This is a genomic window from Dyella kyungheensis (genome assembly GCF_016905005.1).
Taxonomy (GTDB): domain Bacteria; phylum Pseudomonadota; class Gammaproteobacteria; order Xanthomonadales; family Rhodanobacteraceae; genus Dyella; species Dyella kyungheensis.
In genome coordinates this window covers 78,703-96,385 of the sequence record NZ_JADIKC010000004.1, presented here as the reverse complement: position 1 = coordinate 96,385, position 17,683 = coordinate 78,703, and the positions used below count along the sequence as shown (strand labels likewise).

The window sequence follows — 17,683 nt, the reverse complement described above, 5'->3', positions numbered from 1 at the left end:
GTTTGGGGGAGACAGCGCCATGCGGCGAACGTTTGTCGTGGGTTGTCCACGTTCCGGGACCACCATCGTCCAGGCTTTGCTGGCGCGACATCCTGCGGTCTACACGCTGCCGGAAACCGCCTTTTTCGAACAGTTGCACGGCGATCTGGCCTGGCGCTGGGGCGATGCCCGGGTGCAGCCTCGTCGCCGCCGCTGGCGCCAATCGTTGGGCCTGACCCGCCGCCACATCCGTGACGTCTTCGCCGCGCTGCACATGCAGTTGGCCGGTGCCCGCCCACCGATGCCCTCCGCTTACCATTGGCGCACCCTGTCCGGGCGGTTCCTGGCCCTGCTCGATCGTTCTGCCGCGGCCGCCGGGCGTTCGATGTGGCTGGAAAAGACGCCCAACCACCTGCTCTATATCCCCGAGATCGAGGCACTGGCGCCTGACGCGCGCTTTGTGCACGTGGTGCGCCGAGGCATGGATGTGCTGGCCTCGCTGGCCGACGTCTACCTGCGTTTCGAGAACGACGAGGCCTTCGGCGGCGGCACCGTGCACTGGGCGCGCCGCTGGAACCGCGCCATGAACATCCACAGCCAGCACATCGGCCGGGCCAATCACCACTTCGTGTTCCTCGAGGACTTGGTGAGCCAGCCGGATATCGAATGGGCGCGCCTGTGCGCCTTCCTCGATCTGCCGCCGGACGCACCGCTGGACAACGCCTGCCAGCAGTCGATCGCCAACCTGTCCGACGAACCGTGGAAGGTGTCGGCCATCCAGGGACAGATCCGCGAGGCCGATCGCAAGGTGGACGGCCTGTTCGGCCCGCAAATGCAGCGCTGGCTGCGCGGCCGCCTCGCTTCGTACGAGGACCTGCGCGCGCAATGCCAGGCGGTACGCGCCCGCCCTTCCCCACGCGTCCGCAGGATCTACGACAACACCCAGGCGGCCAGCGTCGGTTAGCGCACCGCCAAGCTGGGCGTGTCAGCCCATCGGCACTGCCACTTCACTGGCCCGGTTGAAATCGCCGATGGCCTCGACCAGCTCGGTCACGGCGACGCGCTCGACCTCGGTCAGGTCGGGGTTCCAGCTGTCCAGAATCACCACCACGCGCGTGCGGTCGCTGCGATTCCACGCCTCGTGTTCGAAGGTGTCGTCGAACGAGACGCAGCGGCCTTCCTGCCATTCGTGCAGCTCGCCGCCCACGTTGATGGCACAGTCGGGCGGCACGATCAGCGGCAAGTGCGTGACCAGTCGCGTGTTGGTCACGCCACGGTGGGGCAGGATGTGGGTACCGGGACGCAACACGGAGAACAGCGTCTCCGGCGCATGATCGCGGATGCGCACCAGCGGGACGTGCTCCAGCACCGCGGACGTACGCGGGCAACGACGATGGTGCTCGTCGAAGCGGTCGCCGTGACGGTAGAAAAAGTACGCGTCCCAGCCGGCCTGTTGCGTTCCCGAGGAACGCAGATGACCTTTGAGTTCTTCCGCGCTTTGCTCCCCGAGAAACGGCAGCAACGGCTGGTTTTCCGCCAGCACGGAGAGCAGTTCCTCGCGAATGACCTCCGTGGCCTCCTCCAGTTCGGCCTGCCAGGGAAAGCGCTCTCTGCCGTAGTACGGTTGGCTGGGCACGCCGGGGAAATAGAGGAACTTCGGTCGTTGCCGGGGATCGGGCATCTGGGCCTGACGCTCGCCCAGATAGACGGCCAAACAATCTTCCACGCGCGCGAGCTCGCTGCGTCCATGACGCTCACGCAGCGGCTCGAGCACCGCGTCGAAAGTGCGGCGTCGGCCCGCGTCGATGAACCGCATCGCGTGCTGCACCGACTGGCGAAGGCCGGGAGCGGTGGTCGCGTCGCTCATCCAGCGACCTTCGGCCTGCGCGGCATTGACGGCGCCGAAATAGGCCAGCAGGGCGCGATGCATGTCGCCCAGCTGCTCCAGCGTGATGCCAAGGCGCAGCCGCGCCACGAACATGTTCGGCGCGATGTCCACACAGCGCCGCAGGCTGCTGGCGGCGCCGGCCAGGTCGCCTGCCACGGTCTGCACCACGCCAAGCTGATGCAGCAGGTCCGGATGATCCGGATGCGCCTTCACGGCCGCGCTCAGCATGACCAGCGCGCGGCTTGCATCTCCCCGCACCAGATGGCGGCTGGCCACGAACTGCAGGGCCTCGGCGTCGTCCGGCTGCTGCTCCAGCAAGCGCACGAAGCACTGCTCGGCCTGCGCGGCATCTCCCTGTCGCAATCCGTTGAGCGCCATCTCGCGCAGCGCCGACACCGTCAATCCCACCCCACTATTCATCGTTGCTCCCGCCGCTTGCGACATCGTGTATTCGATCCGGCACCGCGGTCCCCACCACGGCGCATATGGGCATAATAGACGCGTTTCGACGGGCCGCGCGCGCTTTTCCGTGACCGGGAAGCCGCGTCGCGGTAGTCCTTCCCCGGATTGGGCCACTGATGAATTCGCGACTGCAAGGGCTGGGACCTACGGCCACCCAACAAGTGATGATCGCCGCGCAGGCGCTGGATGCCGGGCGTGCCGACGAGGCCGACCGCCAGCTCGAACGCGTGCTCACGGCGTACCCCAATCATCCCGAAGTCCTGCGCATGAAAGCCGGCATCCTCAGCCTGCGCGGACAGCACCACGACGCCGTGCGCCTGATGCAGCACGCGCTTGTGCAGCGTCCGCAGGACGCGCTGTACCACAACACGCTCGGTTCGCTGCTGGGCACGGCGGGCGACTACGAAGGCGCGATCCGCGCGCTGCGCCGCACCTGCGAACTCGATCCGAAGCTGGCGATGGCCTGGTACAACCTCGGCGTCATGCTCACCAAGTCGGTGCGCAACGAAGAGGCCACGGAAGCACTCCAGCGGGCGGTGACGCTGGCACCCGACCATATCGGCGCACGCGCGCTGCTCGCCGACCTGCTGCGTACGCGCGGACAGGTGGAAGCGGCCGCTGCGGAATATCGCCGCCTGCTCTCGGTACGGCCCACCTTCGGACTCGCCTGGTGGGGGCTGGCGGATCTGCGCACGCAGCGCTTCGATGCGAACGACATCGCGCAGATGCAGGCGGCACTGAAGCGATCGGACGCGAACGAGAACGACCGCATCGCGATCGGCTTTGCGCTCGCCAAGGCCTTCGACGACGAGGGCAGCTACGCACAGTCGCTGCAAGCCCTGGCCACCGCCAATGCGACCGCGCAACGCTATCAGGCATGGGACGCCAAACGCTTCTCGGCCGGCGTGAAGAGCGTTGCCGATGCGTTCGTGCCGCCCCCGGTGGGCAGCCCCGCTCCGTTGGGTAGCGAGGTGATCTTCATCGTCAGCCTGCCACGTTCGGGCTCGACCCTGGTGGAGCAGATCCTCGCCTCGCATTCCCAAGTGGAAGGTGCGGGCGAATTGCCGGATCTCCCGCAAGTGCTGGCCGAGGAAACCCACCGGCTCGGTGGCAAGCCGATTCCTCAATGGGCGCGCGAGGCGACACCCGCGGACTGGCAGCGACTGGGCCAGCGCTATCTCGAACGCACGGCGCGCTGGCGCAGTGAGCGCCCCGTGTTCACCGACAAGTTGCCGAACAACTGGATTTATCTCGGCGCGATCCGCGCCATGCTGCCGGGCGCGCGCATCGTCGTGGTGCGGCGCGATCCGCTGGAGACCTGTTTCTCCTGCTATCGCCAGCCACTGGATGCCAGCAGCGGCTACAGCCGCAGTTTCGAGGCACTGGCCAGCTTCTGGCACGACTTCGACCAGAACGTCTCCCGGCTGGCGACACTGCACCCCGGGCATGTGCGCGAACACAGCTATGAGGCGATGGTGGCCGATCCGGAACCGCATATCCGGCAATTGCTGGCGTTCTGCGGATTGCCGTTTGAGGAGGCCTGCGTGAACTTCCACGAAAACCAGCGCACGGTGCGTTCGCCCAGCGCCACGCAAGTGCGCCAGCCGATGCGAAAGGACACCGCGCGCTCGCAACGCTACGGCGCCCTGTTGAATCCGCTGCGTGCCGCACTGGGTTTGCCGGCTTATAGCGAATGACGCCTGGCGCTACGCCCTCCAGGGAGGTGCTGGCTTTGCTCTCGGCGCTGGAGTCGCAGCCCGAGAGCGAATGGCTGGCGCAGGGGCGCTCACTGACACTGCGCTCGGACATGGCGGGCGCGCTCGCCGTATTCGACGCAGCCGCGACGCGTTTTCCTGATTCGGGCGATATCAGGCTCGGATTGGCGGGACTGCTGTGGCAAACCGGCGAGTCCCTCCGTGCAGAACAGCTGCTGCGCGATGGGTTGGCGGCACATCCTGGCAACGTCGGCATGGCCTTTCTGCTCGCTTCGTTTCTGCGTGAACATGGGCGCCTCACGGCCGCCGGCCAGGTTCTGCTTTCGGCATATGCGAACGGCGAGCACGATGTCGCCGACATCATCCGGGCGGTCGAGACGCTCGACGACTATGGACGCCAGAACGAAGCGTTTGCGATTTGCGAAAACGCCATCGATGCGGGCGCCGACGATCCACGTCTGCATGCCTACGCCGGGATGCTGGGCATCCAGCTCGGCCATTTCGAACGGACGCGTGATCACTATGCGCGCGCGCTGGCACAGGAACCTGCTGCCGTCGAGTGGAACATCCCGCTTGGCCTGGCCGGGCTGCAGCGCTACGAGAACGCCAGCCACGCGGATTTTTCGTTCTTTCGCGAGGTGCTTGCCGATCCGGGAATCACCGACTACACGCGGCGATCAACGCTGTTTGCGTTGGGCAAGGCCAGCGACGACGTCGGCGACTACGCCAGCGCCGCGGCGTATCTGCGCCAGGCGAACGCCATGGGGCACGCGCACGCCAGCTGGTCGCGCAAGCTGTGGAAACGCAACATCCAGGCACGGCTGGCCGCGCCGCCGCCGAGCATCCGTCTGCCGGCTTCGATCGACTGGACGCCTGTCTTCGTGGTCGGCGTGCCGCGTTCCGGCACCACCCTCGTGGCGAAACGGCTCGCCGATCATGCCGGCATGCGCAACCGCGGCGAGCTGGGCTGGCTGCAGGTGTGGGAGGAGCGTCTTTCCCATAGGGTGCCCCTGCGTCGCGAGGATCTCGAAGAGGCGGCGCAGGCGTTGGCGCGGCAGCTGCGCCAGGACGACGGCGACGCCGGCTGGATCATCGACAAGCAGCCGCTCAACCTGCTGCGTGTCGATCTGATCATGGCGCTATGGCCGCATGCGCGGATTGTCCATTGCCAGCGAAACGCCCGCGATACGGCTCTCTCCCTGTGGTCGCAGTCGTTCCATGACCCAGCCCATGACTATGCCTATGACTTGGGCGACATCAACGCGGTGATCCGGGGCTGTCGCCAGCTGGCCGTGCATTGGCAGGCGCGTTATCCGCACGCGTTTCGCACCGTCGCCTATGAGCAGTTGGTCGGCGAACCGGAGACGACGGTCAACGCGCTGTGCGATTGGCTGGGCGTGCCATCGCAATCGGCAACTCCACCGATGGACACCGGGAGTGTCATCGCAACCGCCAGCGCATGGCAGGCGCGTCAACCCATCTACACGCATTCGGCAGGCCGCTGGCGTCAGTACGCCCCCTATCTGCCGGAACTGCTCGACATCCCGGAGCATTGAACGCTCCGGATGTCGACAACGCGTCAGGTGCCTGACGCGTCGTATCCCCAGTGGCGGAGCATCGGTTCGAGGATCGGCAGCAGCGGTTCCATCTCGCTGCGGTACTTGTGCCAGCGCCCCACCGCCTTACGGTTCACCGGCTCGATCACCTGCGCATAGCTGGGCGTGCCGATATAAGCCTTGCTGCGCGCATGCCGGTCGAACTGCAGCATCGGCGACGCATCCTCCAGTTCCAGGAATTGCGCGATCCGCGCCGCCTGGCGCGCGGGATCGTCGACAAGGTCTTCGTAGCGCGATACCAGCACCGACGGCTGCAGTACATCCACATCGCTCAACCACGACTGCATGACCTGTACGTAGGCATGCGCCAGGCGCTCGAGCGTGCTGCCAGCGGCAGCAAGCGCGCTGGAGCGAAAGCTCTGCATGTAGCAACTCAGGATCACATCGCAGGGATGACGCACGGCCAGGATGAACTTCGATGCCGGGAACAGGCGAACCATGATCGGCAGCCACAGCATGTTCAACGGATTCTTGTCGACCAGCCGGGTGTTCCAGTCCCGCTTGATGCGCTCGTCGACCATGGTGTTGTAGCGCTTGCGCAGTTCGTCGCAATCGTACTGCCGCAGCACGCTGAGGTCGTCCAGGATGCGTTGATCGTGCTGGCCCAGGATGCCCGAAAGCCGATTGAAGAACGGATTCTCGTCCATCGACTGCAGTGACGGATGCGCGTCCAGCATCTGCTCGAGCAGGGTCGTGCCCGAGCGCGGAAAGCCGACCACGAAGATCGGCGAGTCCTGCATCTCCGGCGCGATGTACTGAGGCCAGTGTGCGAACTGCTCCGCGGTGACGCGGGGCGCCTTGATGGGCATGGCGGGAGCGTCTGGCGCAAAGAATTCGGGTGAGTCGTAGCGACGCTCGACGGTCTCCAGCTCGTGCGCAACGCGCAGGGCATCCATGGTCGCCTGCCTATCACCGAGCTTGTCGAAGGCCGACGCCAGCTGGAAATAATGGTTGTAGTCAGCGTCCGACTCCGGCCCTGCTTGCACTAGCAAATCCCTCGCAACCGCCGGCTCCTTGGCGCGCATGGCGAGCGTGGCCTGGATATGCACGGCCTTGTTGCGCTGGCCGACGGAGCTTCCACTCCCGGCCTGCATGACCGCAGGAAGCATGGCCGCGGCATCGTTCAGCCGGTTGCGACGCTCATAGATGTGCGCAAGCTGCAGGCGAACTTCCGGATGACCTGGCGAGCGGTACAGCATATCCTCGAGCAGCTCGGTCGCATCCGGAATCTCGTTGTTCTGGATCAGTACCTGGGCCAACTCCAACTGCAGCGGGTCGTCGTTCAACGGCACGCTGCGGCGCCAGTACCTAAGCAGGTCGGAAGCGCCCTCGAAATCCTGGGAGCAACAGCACGCGCGCGCCGCATCGACGCGCAAGCGCAACGATTCGGGATGCTTCTGCACCGCATCGAGCAGCAGCTCGCGCGAGGCCAGATAGTCGCGCTTGCGCATCAGGGTCGATCCGAGCTGCGCTATGGCCAGAACGTTGCCGGGATTCAATTCGACCGCGCGGGCATAGGCTTGCTGGGCGGCATCCAGCTCGCCCGCTCCGGCCAACGCCGTCGCATAGTTGTTCCAATACTCGCTGCTGCCGGGCTGCAGACGGGTCAATTGCGCATAGACCGGCAGGGCCTCCTGGGGACGCTGCTGGAAATGCAGGCTGATCGCCAACAGGAACAGCAGGTTTTCGTCCTGCGGGGACTGCTCCAGGGCAGCTCGACTCAATTGTTCGGCGCGGCCGGGATCGCCGGCCTGAAGGGCGGCAGCTATCTGTGTCGTTTGCACTGAGGTCATTAGGGTCACAAAAAAGGGCCGCGTGAATTGTCACGCGGCCCTAAGGTTAACGCTTTAACTCAAACTTAGAACTTGACCGTCACACGAGCCCACCAGTAGCGGCCCATCAGATCGAAGTCGCTCGGGTCGGTATTGGCGTTGAGCGTATTGTTCGCGTACAGCATAGGCGGCTGCTTGTCGAACAGGTTGTTCACGCCGAAGTCCAGACGGGTGTTGATCAGGGCCAGGTTGTAGCCGATCGACACGTCGTTGTAGACCGTCGCGCCATACTTCAGGATCGTGCCCGAATTGCCATCCGGGAAGCTGTCCTGCGGCGAACCGGTCGCGGCACCGTTCTGGAAGCGACCGATGTAGCGCATGCGCCACTGGGCACTCCAACCACCGGCCTGCCAATCCACGAAGCCCTGACCACGCCAGCGCGGGAACAAGCAGACGCCGGAGTTATCCGGACAAGCCGCCGAAGCGCCCGAGCCGTACGGCAGCAGGTGACCGGCGTTCTTGTAGATGTCCGCGTCGGCAACACCCGGCGCCGTGATCTGGTTGTAGTAGTTCAGGTACGTGGCAGTCATGCCGATGTTGAACTGACCAAACGAGAACTGCGGCAACTTGTAGTTCGCCGAGAAGTCGATACCGGCCGTATTGATCGTGCCCAGGTTGGTGATCGGTTCGATCGTGTTCGGCGCGATCTGGCCGGTGGCATCACGCTGGATGTAGCGGCAGTACTGCGTGGCACCCGCCGCGCAGACGTTCAGCAGGCTCTGCAGACCCACCGTGGTGATGGTGTCGTTGAGGTTCACGCGCCAGTAGTCGACCGTGGCCGACAGGCCCGGGACGTACGACGGGCTGTACACGAAGCCGAAGTCATACGACTTGCCATGTTCTGGCTTGATCGGCGCGCCAGCCACGTAGGCACCCTGGGTGATCGTGCCGGCCTGCGTGCGGGAATCCACGAACGAGTTCGTGAACGTACCGTCGGTCGGGACATTGACGCAAGCCAATGCCAGCGGCGAGCCTGCCGGTGCACCGCGGTAGCCGGTACACGGATCGGTGTGGATCAGCGGCGCGTCGGAACCGGACGAATACAGCTCGGTCAGGTTCGGGGCGCGGAACACTTCTTCCATCGTGCCACGCAGCAACAGGTCGTCGATCGGCTTGTACTCGACCGCGAACTTGAAGTTGTTGGTGCTGCCGAAACCGGAGATGCGCGAGAAGCGGTCACCGATGGTCACGTTCAGCGACTGCACGCCCGGCAGACCGGCGAGGACCGGAATGAAGGTTTCCGCGTACAGATCCTTGGTGGTGTAGCCACCCTGCACGGCGCTCAAGCACTGGCTGCCCAGTACGCAGCTACCGGTGGTCGGATCGATCACCAACTGCGGCGACGGGATGGTGTGGGTGTAGTCCTTGCGCCACTCGAAACCACCAGCCAGCTGCACGGCACCGGCCGGCAGGCTGAACAGCTCACCGCTCAGGCCGGCGTGCCAGACCTTCTGGATGCTGTAAAGCGTGGACGGTGCCGTCGATGCGGCCGCCTTGATGGCGGCAATGCTGCCCGCCGAATGGATGTCGAACGGGTTGAACTGGCAGGCCACCGGATCGACGCCAGCCGGGCAGCTCGCCGTGCCATCGGGATTCAGCGTCGACGGACCGGTGTACAGCTTGCTCTGGTCCGGCAGACCGGTGGTCGCCAGCGAGATGCTCTGGTGACCGTAGTTGAAGCCGACGTCCCAGTTCCAGTTCTTGTCGAAGACGTTGAAATCGCCGCGGAAGCCGGTGTTGATCTGCGCGTCCTGACGACCCGAGAAGGCAATGCGGTTACCGGCGGTGTCCAGACGCGAGCCAAAGTTGAGGTCGGCAGCATCTTGGCGCGGAGACTGGAAGGTCTGGCCGAAGCCGTTGAAAGCGTTGTCCGCAGCCACCACCACGCCCGTACCGGTGCCGTACACGGCCGGTGCAAGCTGGAAGTTGGACGAGGTCTTCTGGTAGACGGCGTCCATGTAGGCGGTGACATGATCGCCCAGGTGGTAGTCGCCGTTGATGAAGCCGCCAGTGCGCTCCTGCGGGGTCATGATCAGATTGACCGTCGCATAGTTGTACTTGTCGGCGTTGCTATAGCAATGATAGTTCGACGGATTGACCTGCGTCGCATTGCCACCCGGATTGAGGGTGATATAGCCCTTCGCAGGTGCGTCTGCGCAACCGCCGGGGAACAGGGAGAGGATGGCCGGCGAAGCCTGGATATGGCCATACGGCGTGCTGGACGAACCGCCCGGAATCACCTGCGAGCCCGACAGCGTCAACGCATTCTTGGAGAAGTCGCGGTTGGCCGACTCCACGCCGTCCATCTTGTTGTAGCTGATGCCGGCCATGATGCTGCCCTTATCGGACGTCTGGCCGAACGTGAACGTGTAACCGCTCTGCTCACCATCGTTGCGGTCGGACTGGCCGACGTTCGCAGTGAAGGTGGCACCCTGGTAGTTCTTACGCAGGATGAAGTTCACGACGCCGCCGATGGCGTCCGAACCGTAGGTAGCCGAAGCACCCGACGGCAGCACTTCGATGCGCTCGATGGCATCGACCGGGATCGCGTTCGGATCCTTGCTCAGCAGACGCTGGCCATCCACGAGGATCAAGGTACGGCGAGCACCCAGACCGCGCAGGTTGATCGAGGACACGCCGCTGCCGCCACCGTTGTTGGTCTGCGGGTTGACGTTGCCGCCGCTCATCGCGGGCAGCTGCTGGATCAGGTCGCCCAGCGTCGCCTTGCCGGTCGCCTGGATGGCGGCGCGGTCGATGGTCACGACCGGGCTGGCCGTCTCGACGTCCACACGACGAATCAGCGAACCGGTCACGGTGACCGTTTCGAGCGTCTTGCTCTTGGACTGGTCGGCAGCCGGTGCCGGCGTAGTGGTCTGCGCATCCTGCGCGAAAGCTGCAGTGCCGTAGGCGCTAGCTGTGAGCATGCCCAGCGACAGCGCCAGGCGCACCGACGTGCACAGTTTATTTTCCCCGAACTTCATGAGAACACCCTCCCGATTATTTATATTGACTGGGTTTGAAAGATTTCCCCGCCTCAAACCCGCGCCCGAGTCACCCAAACAACTTAGGCGTAGACCCACAAAAGAGCAGTCCACAGCGCTCGGCATTTATCACGCTTTACTTACAGATAGTCAATAAAATCTATACGACAAAAAAACAACTTGTCGCGACAACAATCGTATTTTTTTGCGGAACACCCTGGCCCTGAGGGCACTGAATCGGCCAGTCAGCCTCTGCTGCGGCGCCACGAACATCGTTCAAGCGGGGTGAAGTCAGGGTGAAAAAAAGCCTGGCAAGCCGCATCGCGCCTCGCCAGGCCCCTGATTTGCCGGTGTTTCATTCCGCCCCGGTGTCGCTCTCGAAACGCAGGTGCTTGACGCTGCGTCCCCTGCGGCGCACCAGTTTCAGTGCCTCGATGCCGATGCGGATGTGGCGCTCCACGAACTGAGTGGTCACGCTGCGGTCGCTTAATTCCGTCTTAACGCCCTCGGGGATCATCGGCTGGTCCGAGACCAACAGCAGGGCCCCACAGGGGATCTTGTTGGCGAAGCCCGCCGCGAAGATGGTGGCCGTCTCCATGTCGATGGCCATGCAGCGGGTACGGCGCAGGTAGTCCTTGAAGGCGTCGTCGTGCTCCCAGACGCGGCGGTTGGTGGTGTACACCGTGCCGGTCCAGTAGTCGTAGCCCAGGTCGCGGATCATGGTCGACACGCCGCGCTGCAGCTGGAACGCCGGCAACGCCGGTACCTCCGGCAACAGATAGTCGTTGGAGGTGCCCTCGCCGCGGATCGCCGCGATCGGCAGCACCAGGTCGCCGATGGCGTTCTTCTTCTTGAGTCCGCCGCACTTGCCCAGGAACAGCGCGGCCTTGGGCTGGATGGCGCTGAGCAGATCCATCACGGTGGCCGCGTTGGGGCTGCCCATGCCGAAGTTGATCAGGGTGATGCCGTCGGCGGTCGCATTGGGCATGGGCCGGTCGCGGCCGCGCACTTCCACGCCATGCCACTCGGCGAAGAGGTCTACGTAATGTCCGAAATTGGTCAGCAGAATGTGCTGGCCAAACTCCTCCACAGGCGTGCCGGTATAGCGCGGCAGCCAGTTGGAGACGATCTCCTGCTTGTCTTTCATTGAGACCCCTTGAGGTCGGCGCAAGGTTCCCTCACGCGTTACCGGCGACGCCACGCCGGCAAGATGCCAGATCAGTGGCGACATCTTAACGGGTCGGGGCCACTTGCTGAGCAATTCGTTGTCATTTTCTTGAGCCCTGCCTCCCCACGATGGGTCATCCCCAGGAGAACCCCATGCTGCTGCTCGGTTGGATCGTCGCCCTCGTGGTCTTTTTCGGCTTTGCCTTTGCGGGACGCGGATGGCTGGCCTGGGTCCTGGCACTGGCGGTGCTGTTCCTCACCTGGATGGTGCGCGGGGTCGATTCGCCACTCCTTCTATATGGACTGCTAATTGCGACAGCGTTGGTTGCACTGGTAACAGGTTGGCCGCCGCTGCGCCGGGCACTGTTTGCGCGCACCCTGCTGCCGACGCTGGGCAGGGTGATGCCGCGGCTGGGCGAGACCGAACGCATCGCGCTCGAAGCGGGCACGGTGTGGTGGGATGCGCAGATCTTTTCCGGCATGCCCGACTGGGACTACCTGCTGCGCTTCGAATGCAAGCCGCTGAGCGAGCGCGAACAGGCGTTCATGGACGGGCCGGTGACCCAGCTATGCGCCATGCTCGACGACTGGCAGGTGGAGCAGCAGCGCGACCTGCCGCCCGAGGTATGGGAGTTCATCAAGCGCGAGCGTTTCTTCGGCATGGTGCTGCCCGAGAGCTATGGCGGCCTGGGCATGTCCGAGATCGGCCACTCCCGCGTGGTCACGCGCATTGCCACGCGCTCGGTCGCCGCGGCGGTGACCGTGATGGTGCCCAACTCGCTCGGCCCGGGCGAGCTGCTGCTGCACTACGGCACCGAGGAACAGAAGCAGCGCTATCTGCCGCGACTGGCCGATGGCCGCGAGGTGCCCTGCTTCGCGCTCACCGGACCCGAAGCCGGTTCCGATGCGGCGGCCACGCAGTCCGAAGGCATCGTCGAATGGGGCGAATGGGACGGCCAGCGAGTGCTCGGCCTGCGCCTCAACTGGAACAAGCGATACATCACGCTGGCCCCGGTGGCGACCCTGATCGGGCTGGCCTTCCGGCTGAAAGATCCGCACGGCTTGCTGGGCGGCGCCGAGGATCGCGGCATCACCTGCGCGCTGATCGCCCGCGACCTGCCGGGCGTCGTCATCGGCCAACACCACGATCCGATGGGCGTGCCGTTCGCGAACGGGCCTACCGAGGGACATGATGTATTCGTGCCGATCGACGCCATCATCGGCGGCGTCGAACAGGCGGGACACGGCTGGCGCATGTTGATGGAGAGCCTCGCGGCGGGCCGCTCCATTTCGCTGCCCGCGCTTGCCGTGGGCGCCGCGCAGATGGCCACGCGCATCTGCGGCGCGTACGCCACGGTGCGCGAGCAGTTCGATACGCCGATCGGTCGCTTCGAGGGCATCGAGGAACCGCTGGCGCGCATCGCCGGCCTCACCTACCTGATGACGGCCACGCGCACGCTGACCTGCGGCGCGCTCGATGCAGGCGAAAAGCCGGCGGTGCTCGGCTCGATCGCCAAGGCCTATCTCACCGATGCCATGCGCGAAGTGGTGAGCGATGCGATGGACATACGCGCCGGTGCCGCCATTCAACGCGGGCCGCGCAATGCGCTTTCCCATATGTGGATGTCCGTGCCCATCGGCATCACCGTGGAAGGCGCCAACATCCTCACGCGCTCGATGATCATCTACGGACAAGGGGCCATTCGCTGCCATCCGTGGGTGCAGAAGCTGATCAACGCGATTGCCGCGAACGACCTCAAGGCGGTGGACACTTGCACGTTCGGCTACATCAACTTCGTGTTCACCCGCGGCGTGCGCGCGCTGCTGCTGGCGCTCACCGGGGCTCGCCTGGCCAAGGCACCGGACAGCGAGCTGGCCCGCTCGTACCAGCATCTCACGCGTTTTGCCTCGGCGTTCGCGCTGGTCTCCGACACCTGCATGGCCACGCTGGGCGGCTCGCTGAAGCGCCGCGAGAAAATCTCCGGCCGACTCGCCGATGCGCTGGCCTGGCAATACCTCGCCGCGGCCACGCTCAAGCGTTATCACGACGGCCCCAAGCTCGCCTCGCACTACGACCTCGCGCGCTGGGGCGTGGCGCTGGCGCTGTATCGCACGCAGGAGGCCTTGCGCGGCGTGCTGGACAACCTGCCCTCGGGCGTGGCGGCCGGATTCGCACGTCTGCTGGTGTTCCCGCTCGGCGCACGCTTCCGGCCGCCGTCGGATCGGCTGGGGCAGCGCGCGGCGCGGGCCATCCTGGAAGACCGCGAGGCCCGCATCCACCTCACCGCCGACATCCATGTTCCCGGACCGCAGGAGCCGGGGCTGGGTCAGTTGGAAGCCGCATTGGACAAGGCCGTGCGCGCGTTGCCGGTGGAAACCAAACTGCGCGACGCGATCCGCGCCGGCCAGTTGGACCGCGCCGCCGGCGAGGAACTGGGACGTCACGCGTTGGCGGCAGGCATCATCAGCCAGGCCGAATACGATGCGCTGAGCGAGGCCGACGAAGCACGCAATGCGGTGGTGCAGGTGGACGCCTTCGACGCCGACATCTACCGCCAGTTGCGCTAAGCGCGGGCATGGCTGGCCCTGTCCCAACGGTCAGGGTCGGCACCTGCGGGGGTGCGTGCTATGTTGGCGACGCTTGCCATAGGGGAGAGACCATCATGCGGATGGGTTTAGCGATCGATGCCGCCTGCGATCTGCCGCAGGCGTTCCTGCAGAAGCACAACATCGCGGTGATGCCCATCACCATCCGCATCGACGATGAAGTCTTCATGGACAACCGCAACCAGGTGGAGCTGCATCGCTTCCTGGATCGCAAGCTGGGCAGCCGCAGCCATTCCGCCGAAACTATTCCCTGCTCCGTCGAAGACGTGCAGCGGCTGTTTCTCGACAAGCTGGTGCTGGAACAGGACTGCGTGTTCTGCCTCACCATCACGGCGACCCGCAGCGCCATCAACGATCACGTGATCAAGGCCAGCTTCGCGGTGCTGAAGAACTACCGCGAGGTGCGCGAGAAGAACAACCAGACCGGCCCGTTCCTGATGCGCGTGATCGACACGCGCACGCTGTTCGCCGGCTCCGGTCCCGCCATCGTGGAAGCCACTCGCCTCATCAATGCCGGCGAAGTGCCGGCGGCGATCCGCGAGCGGCTCACTTACATCTCCAATAATTCGTACGGCTACATGCTGCCGCGCGACCTCTACTACCTGCGTGCCCGTGCCAAGAAGAAGGGCGACCGCAGCGTGGGCCTGGTCAGCGCCATGCTGGGCTCGGCACTGGACATCAAGCCGCTGCTGCGCGGCTATCGCGGCGAAACCGGTCCGGTCGGCAAGGTGCGCGGTTTCGAGCACGGCGCGGAAACGCTGTTCAATTACACGGCCAAGCGCGTGCATGCCGGCCTGCTGGTACCCGCCGTGTGCGTGAGCTACGGCGGCGATCTGGCCGAGCTGCCCAAGCTCCCGGGTTACGCCGCGCTGCGCAGTGCGTGCGAGGAATGCGGCGTGGAATTGATGGAAGCGCCGATGAGCATCACCGGCATGGTCAATGTGGGCGAAGGCGCGGTCACGCTCGGCTTCGCGGCCGAGGAACACGCCGCCGAGTTCTAAGCCCACGCGCTGAGGAAGACGTCGCATGCTCCGCTTGTGCATCCTGGCTTTGCTGCTGGTGCTGAACCTTCCAGCCTTGGCAGGCACGGCGTATCAATGCACGGATGCGAGCGGCAAGCTGTCGTTCCAGGACAAACCCTGCAGCGGCAACCAGCGCCAGCAGGTGCTGCAGCTCGACGACTCGCAGCCCGCTACGCCGCCACCGCCCGAAGCGATGGACACCACGGCGACGCCACCGGCCGCGCCTTCCCCGCCACCGACGCAACCCATCGCAACGCTTCCCAGCATGTTCGCCTGCGTGCGCGCCACCGACGGCAAGCCGTACACCAGCGACAACGGTGATCCTCAACCCTATCAAGTTCCCTACGGCATCCTCGGCGCCTCGGCGTTGCCCCTGTCGCAGGTCTACGGCGGCCGCAACGCGGCCGGAGCCTCGGCGCCCGAACTCAATCGCGGCCGCGTCACCCCCGGCCTCATCGCCAACCACTACGTCTGGGTGCAGGACCAATGCCGCGAGCTGACCCGCGCGGAAACCTGCCGCGCGCTGCGCGATGCGTTCGACGACAACGCCGACAAGCTACGCCGCGCATTCAAGAGCGACCAGCCGCCGCTGGAGCGGCGCGAGCAGGAGCTGAGGTCGCAGTTGCAGGGGTGTTGAGCAAAGTTTGCGCAATGTCATGCAAGTAGGTGCTGCGCAAGGCGTGTGCCAAGTTGTCCACAGGGTTGTTACCAGGGTTTCCCCAGCGTCTGTGGAAAAAGCGCTTCCCTATGTCTGTGGGAGCGCACCCTGTGCGCGACAGCCGCGCTGCGATGTATCGCTCCGTAGGTTTGTCGCGCACAGGGTGCGCTCCCACAGTAGATCTGCAGCCCTCCGCTCCAGCTCTTGGCTCTGCTCTTGGCTCTTGGCTCTATGGCTCTGCTCTTGGCTCTATGGCTCTTGGCTTCGGTTCTTGGCTCTCAGGGGTCCCCGTATGACGCGGCGGGTGGGTGGAGGAAAGCCCGCAGGGTGGCCCGCATGGATGCGGGCCAGTTTTTCGCCAGGGCAGGATGCCCTGTCGAAAAACCCCGCAACCCACCCGCGCACCTGGAGGGCGTAGCCCGGAAGGCGCGTCATCCGGGGGGCCCTTCTCTTTGGTTACTTTCTCTTGGGCAAGCAAGAGAAAGTGACCCGGCCTTCCCGAAAAGGGGACTAGCTTTGCGTCGCCGGCAGGAGGACGGAAGCCCGCGGCAGGCGAGCCAAGTCGCGATATCGCAACAACCGAAGACTGACGAAACTGGATCCCGGCCTGCGCCGGGATGACGAGCTAGTGGAACCCGCGCCGGATTGACGAGCAGGCCACCTAAAACCCGTAATTGAGAAACCCGCCATCCACCGCCAACACCTGCCCCGTGACATAACTCGCCGCCGGCAGGCAAAGAAAGGCAATCGCTGCGGCTACTTCCTCCGGCTCCCCGATGCGCCGCAGCGGCGTGCGATCGAGCACCTCGTCCAGATATTCGTCGTTCGCCAAAGCCGGCTCTGAACGCTGCGTGCGGATATACCAGGGCGCCACCGCGTTGACGCGGATGCCATCGGCCGCCCACTCCGCCGCAAGATTGCGCGTCAACTGGTGCAACGCCGCTTTAGACATGCCGTAAGGCGAACCGGTGCGCACATGAGTTACACCCGAGACCGAGCCGACATTCACGATGGCCGCGTTCGCGTGCTGCACCAGTTGCGGATGCGCCAGGCGGCACATCTCAAAGGCCGAGAACAGATTCAGTTCGAAGATCGCGCGGTATTCGTCGTCGCGATAGGCGAGCGTCGGCGCCGGCTGATTGCCGCCCGCGTTGTTGACCAGCAGCGACAGCGGCGCGCCCAGATCGGCCACCCAGTCGAATACCGCGAGCCGATCTTCCTGCTCGCCCAGGTCGGCACCGAAGGCCAGCACCTCGATGCCGGGGAAATCGTCCATCAACTCGACCCGCACCTGCTCCAGGGTGTCGGCGTCGCGCGCCACCAGCAGCAGGTTGGCGCCCAGGGAGGCCAGTTCGCGGGCGGTGGCGTAGCCGATGCCCTTGCTGGCACCGGTGATCAAGGCCGTGTGTCCCTGCAACTGCCAGGCATCGATGCGTGCGTTCATGGGGAGAGCTTAGAACGCCACCACGTTTCCCGCCAAGCATTGCCCGCTACCATGCAGGAACGATTGCTCGCTCCTCCGAGAACCCTCATGCATCGACTCGCCCCCTTGCTATGCCTGCTCTGCCTCACGGCCTGCTCCGGCAAGCCGCCAGCCCCGCAATCGGCGCCAGCCACCGCCAGCACCGCGCGCGTCGCCACGCCATGGGACGACATGGAGAAGGCCAAGCAGCGCGCCGCCGACGTGCAGAAAACCGTGGACGAGCAAGCCAAGAAGCAACAGCAACAGCTCGACGCCGCCGAGCAGTAAGCAGAT

Annotated in this window: 12 protein-coding genes; 7 read left to right on the top strand and 5 right to left on the bottom strand. The window is 65.0% G+C overall.

Annotated elements, in window-relative coordinates:
• Window positions 1-19 precede the first annotated feature (19 nt).
• Entirely contained in the window at window positions 20-943 is a 924-nt protein-coding gene (locus tag ISP20_RS10345) for a sulfotransferase family protein (protein WP_204636018.1), read from the top strand.
• Between the two features lie 21 nt (window positions 944-964).
• Here ISP20_RS10345 and ISP20_RS10340 read toward each other — a convergent pair whose 3' ends face one another.
• The gene (locus ISP20_RS10340) at window positions 965-2,287 is read right to left on the bottom strand and encodes an aspartyl/asparaginyl beta-hydroxylase domain-containing protein (protein ID WP_239535653.1); all 1,323 of its coding nucleotides are present in this window, start codon (window positions 2,285-2,287) and stop codon (window positions 965-967) included.
• 158 nt (window positions 2,288-2,445) lie between these two features.
• Between ISP20_RS10340 and ISP20_RS10335 the strand changes: the two genes are divergently transcribed.
• Together ISP20_RS10335 and ISP20_RS10330 are read left to right on the top strand one after the other, a co-directional pair.
• On the top strand, window positions 2,446-4,026 hold the full coding sequence (locus tag ISP20_RS10335) for a tetratricopeptide repeat-containing sulfotransferase family protein (RefSeq protein ID WP_204636017.1): 1,581 nt from the start codon (window positions 2,446-2,448) through the stop codon (window positions 4,024-4,026).
• Window positions 4,023-5,600, top strand: a complete 1,578-nt coding sequence (locus tag ISP20_RS10330) for a tetratricopeptide repeat-containing sulfotransferase family protein (RefSeq protein WP_204636016.1) — start codon at window positions 4,023-4,025, stop codon at window positions 5,598-5,600. Before ISP20_RS10335 ends, ISP20_RS10330 begins: the two co-directional genes overlap by 4 nt.
• Before the next feature lie 23 nt (window positions 5,601-5,623).
• Here ISP20_RS10330 and ISP20_RS10325 read toward each other — a convergent pair whose 3' ends face one another.
• The 3 genes from ISP20_RS10325 to ISP20_RS10315 form a co-directional block, all read right to left on the bottom strand.
• Complete coding sequence (locus ISP20_RS10325; RefSeq protein ID WP_204636015.1) at window positions 5,624-7,453, bottom strand: tetratricopeptide repeat-containing sulfotransferase family protein; 1,830 nt, start codon at window positions 7,451-7,453, stop codon at window positions 5,624-5,626.
• A gap of 65 nt (window positions 7,454-7,518) precedes the next feature.
• On the bottom strand, window positions 7,519-10,473 hold the full coding sequence (locus tag ISP20_RS10320; protein WP_204636014.1) for a TonB-dependent receptor plug domain-containing protein: 2,955 nt from the start codon (window positions 10,471-10,473) through the stop codon (window positions 7,519-7,521).
• Between the two features lie 355 nt (window positions 10,474-10,828).
• The gene (locus ISP20_RS10315; RefSeq protein WP_204636013.1) at window positions 10,829-11,620 is read right to left on the bottom strand and encodes an AMP nucleosidase; all 792 of its coding nucleotides are present in this window, start codon (window positions 11,618-11,620) and stop codon (window positions 10,829-10,831) included.
• A 173-nt stretch (window positions 11,621-11,793) separates the two neighbouring features.
• Between ISP20_RS10315 and ISP20_RS10310 the strand changes: the two genes are divergently transcribed.
• The 3 genes from ISP20_RS10310 to ISP20_RS10300 all read left to right on the top strand — a co-directional run bounded on the left by ISP20_RS10310 (window position 11,794) and on the right by ISP20_RS10300 (window position 15,906).
• Window positions 11,794-14,208 carry an acyl-CoA dehydrogenase gene (locus ISP20_RS10310; protein WP_204636012.1) on the top strand — a complete coding sequence of 805 codons (2,415 nt, stop codon included), beginning with the start codon at window positions 11,794-11,796 and terminating at the stop codon, window positions 14,206-14,208.
• A 95-nt stretch (window positions 14,209-14,303) separates the two neighbouring features.
• The gene (locus tag ISP20_RS10305; protein WP_204636011.1) at window positions 14,304-15,248 is read left to right on the top strand and encodes a DegV family protein; all 945 of its coding nucleotides are present in this window, start codon (window positions 14,304-14,306) and stop codon (window positions 15,246-15,248) included.
• A gap of 25 nt (window positions 15,249-15,273) precedes the next feature.
• Entirely contained in the window at window positions 15,274-15,906 is a 633-nt protein-coding gene (locus tag ISP20_RS10300; RefSeq protein ID WP_204636010.1) for a DUF4124 domain-containing protein, read from the top strand.
• Between the two features lie 682 nt (window positions 15,907-16,588).
• Here the strand turns inward: ISP20_RS10300 and ISP20_RS10295 are convergent.
• Window positions 16,589-17,371 (bottom strand): SDR family oxidoreductase, encoded by a 783-nt coding sequence (locus ISP20_RS10295; RefSeq protein WP_204636009.1) that lies wholly within the window; start codon window positions 17,369-17,371, stop codon window positions 16,589-16,591.
• An 87-nt stretch (window positions 17,372-17,458) separates the two neighbouring features.
• Here ISP20_RS10295 and ISP20_RS10290 point away from each other — a divergent pair, with 87 nt between their 5' ends.
• Window positions 17,459-17,677: a hypothetical protein gene (locus ISP20_RS10290; protein ID WP_204636008.1), complete on the top strand. Its 219-nt coding sequence runs from the start codon at window positions 17,459-17,461 to the stop codon at window positions 17,675-17,677.
• The last annotated feature ends 6 nt before the right edge of the window (window positions 17,678-17,683 follow it).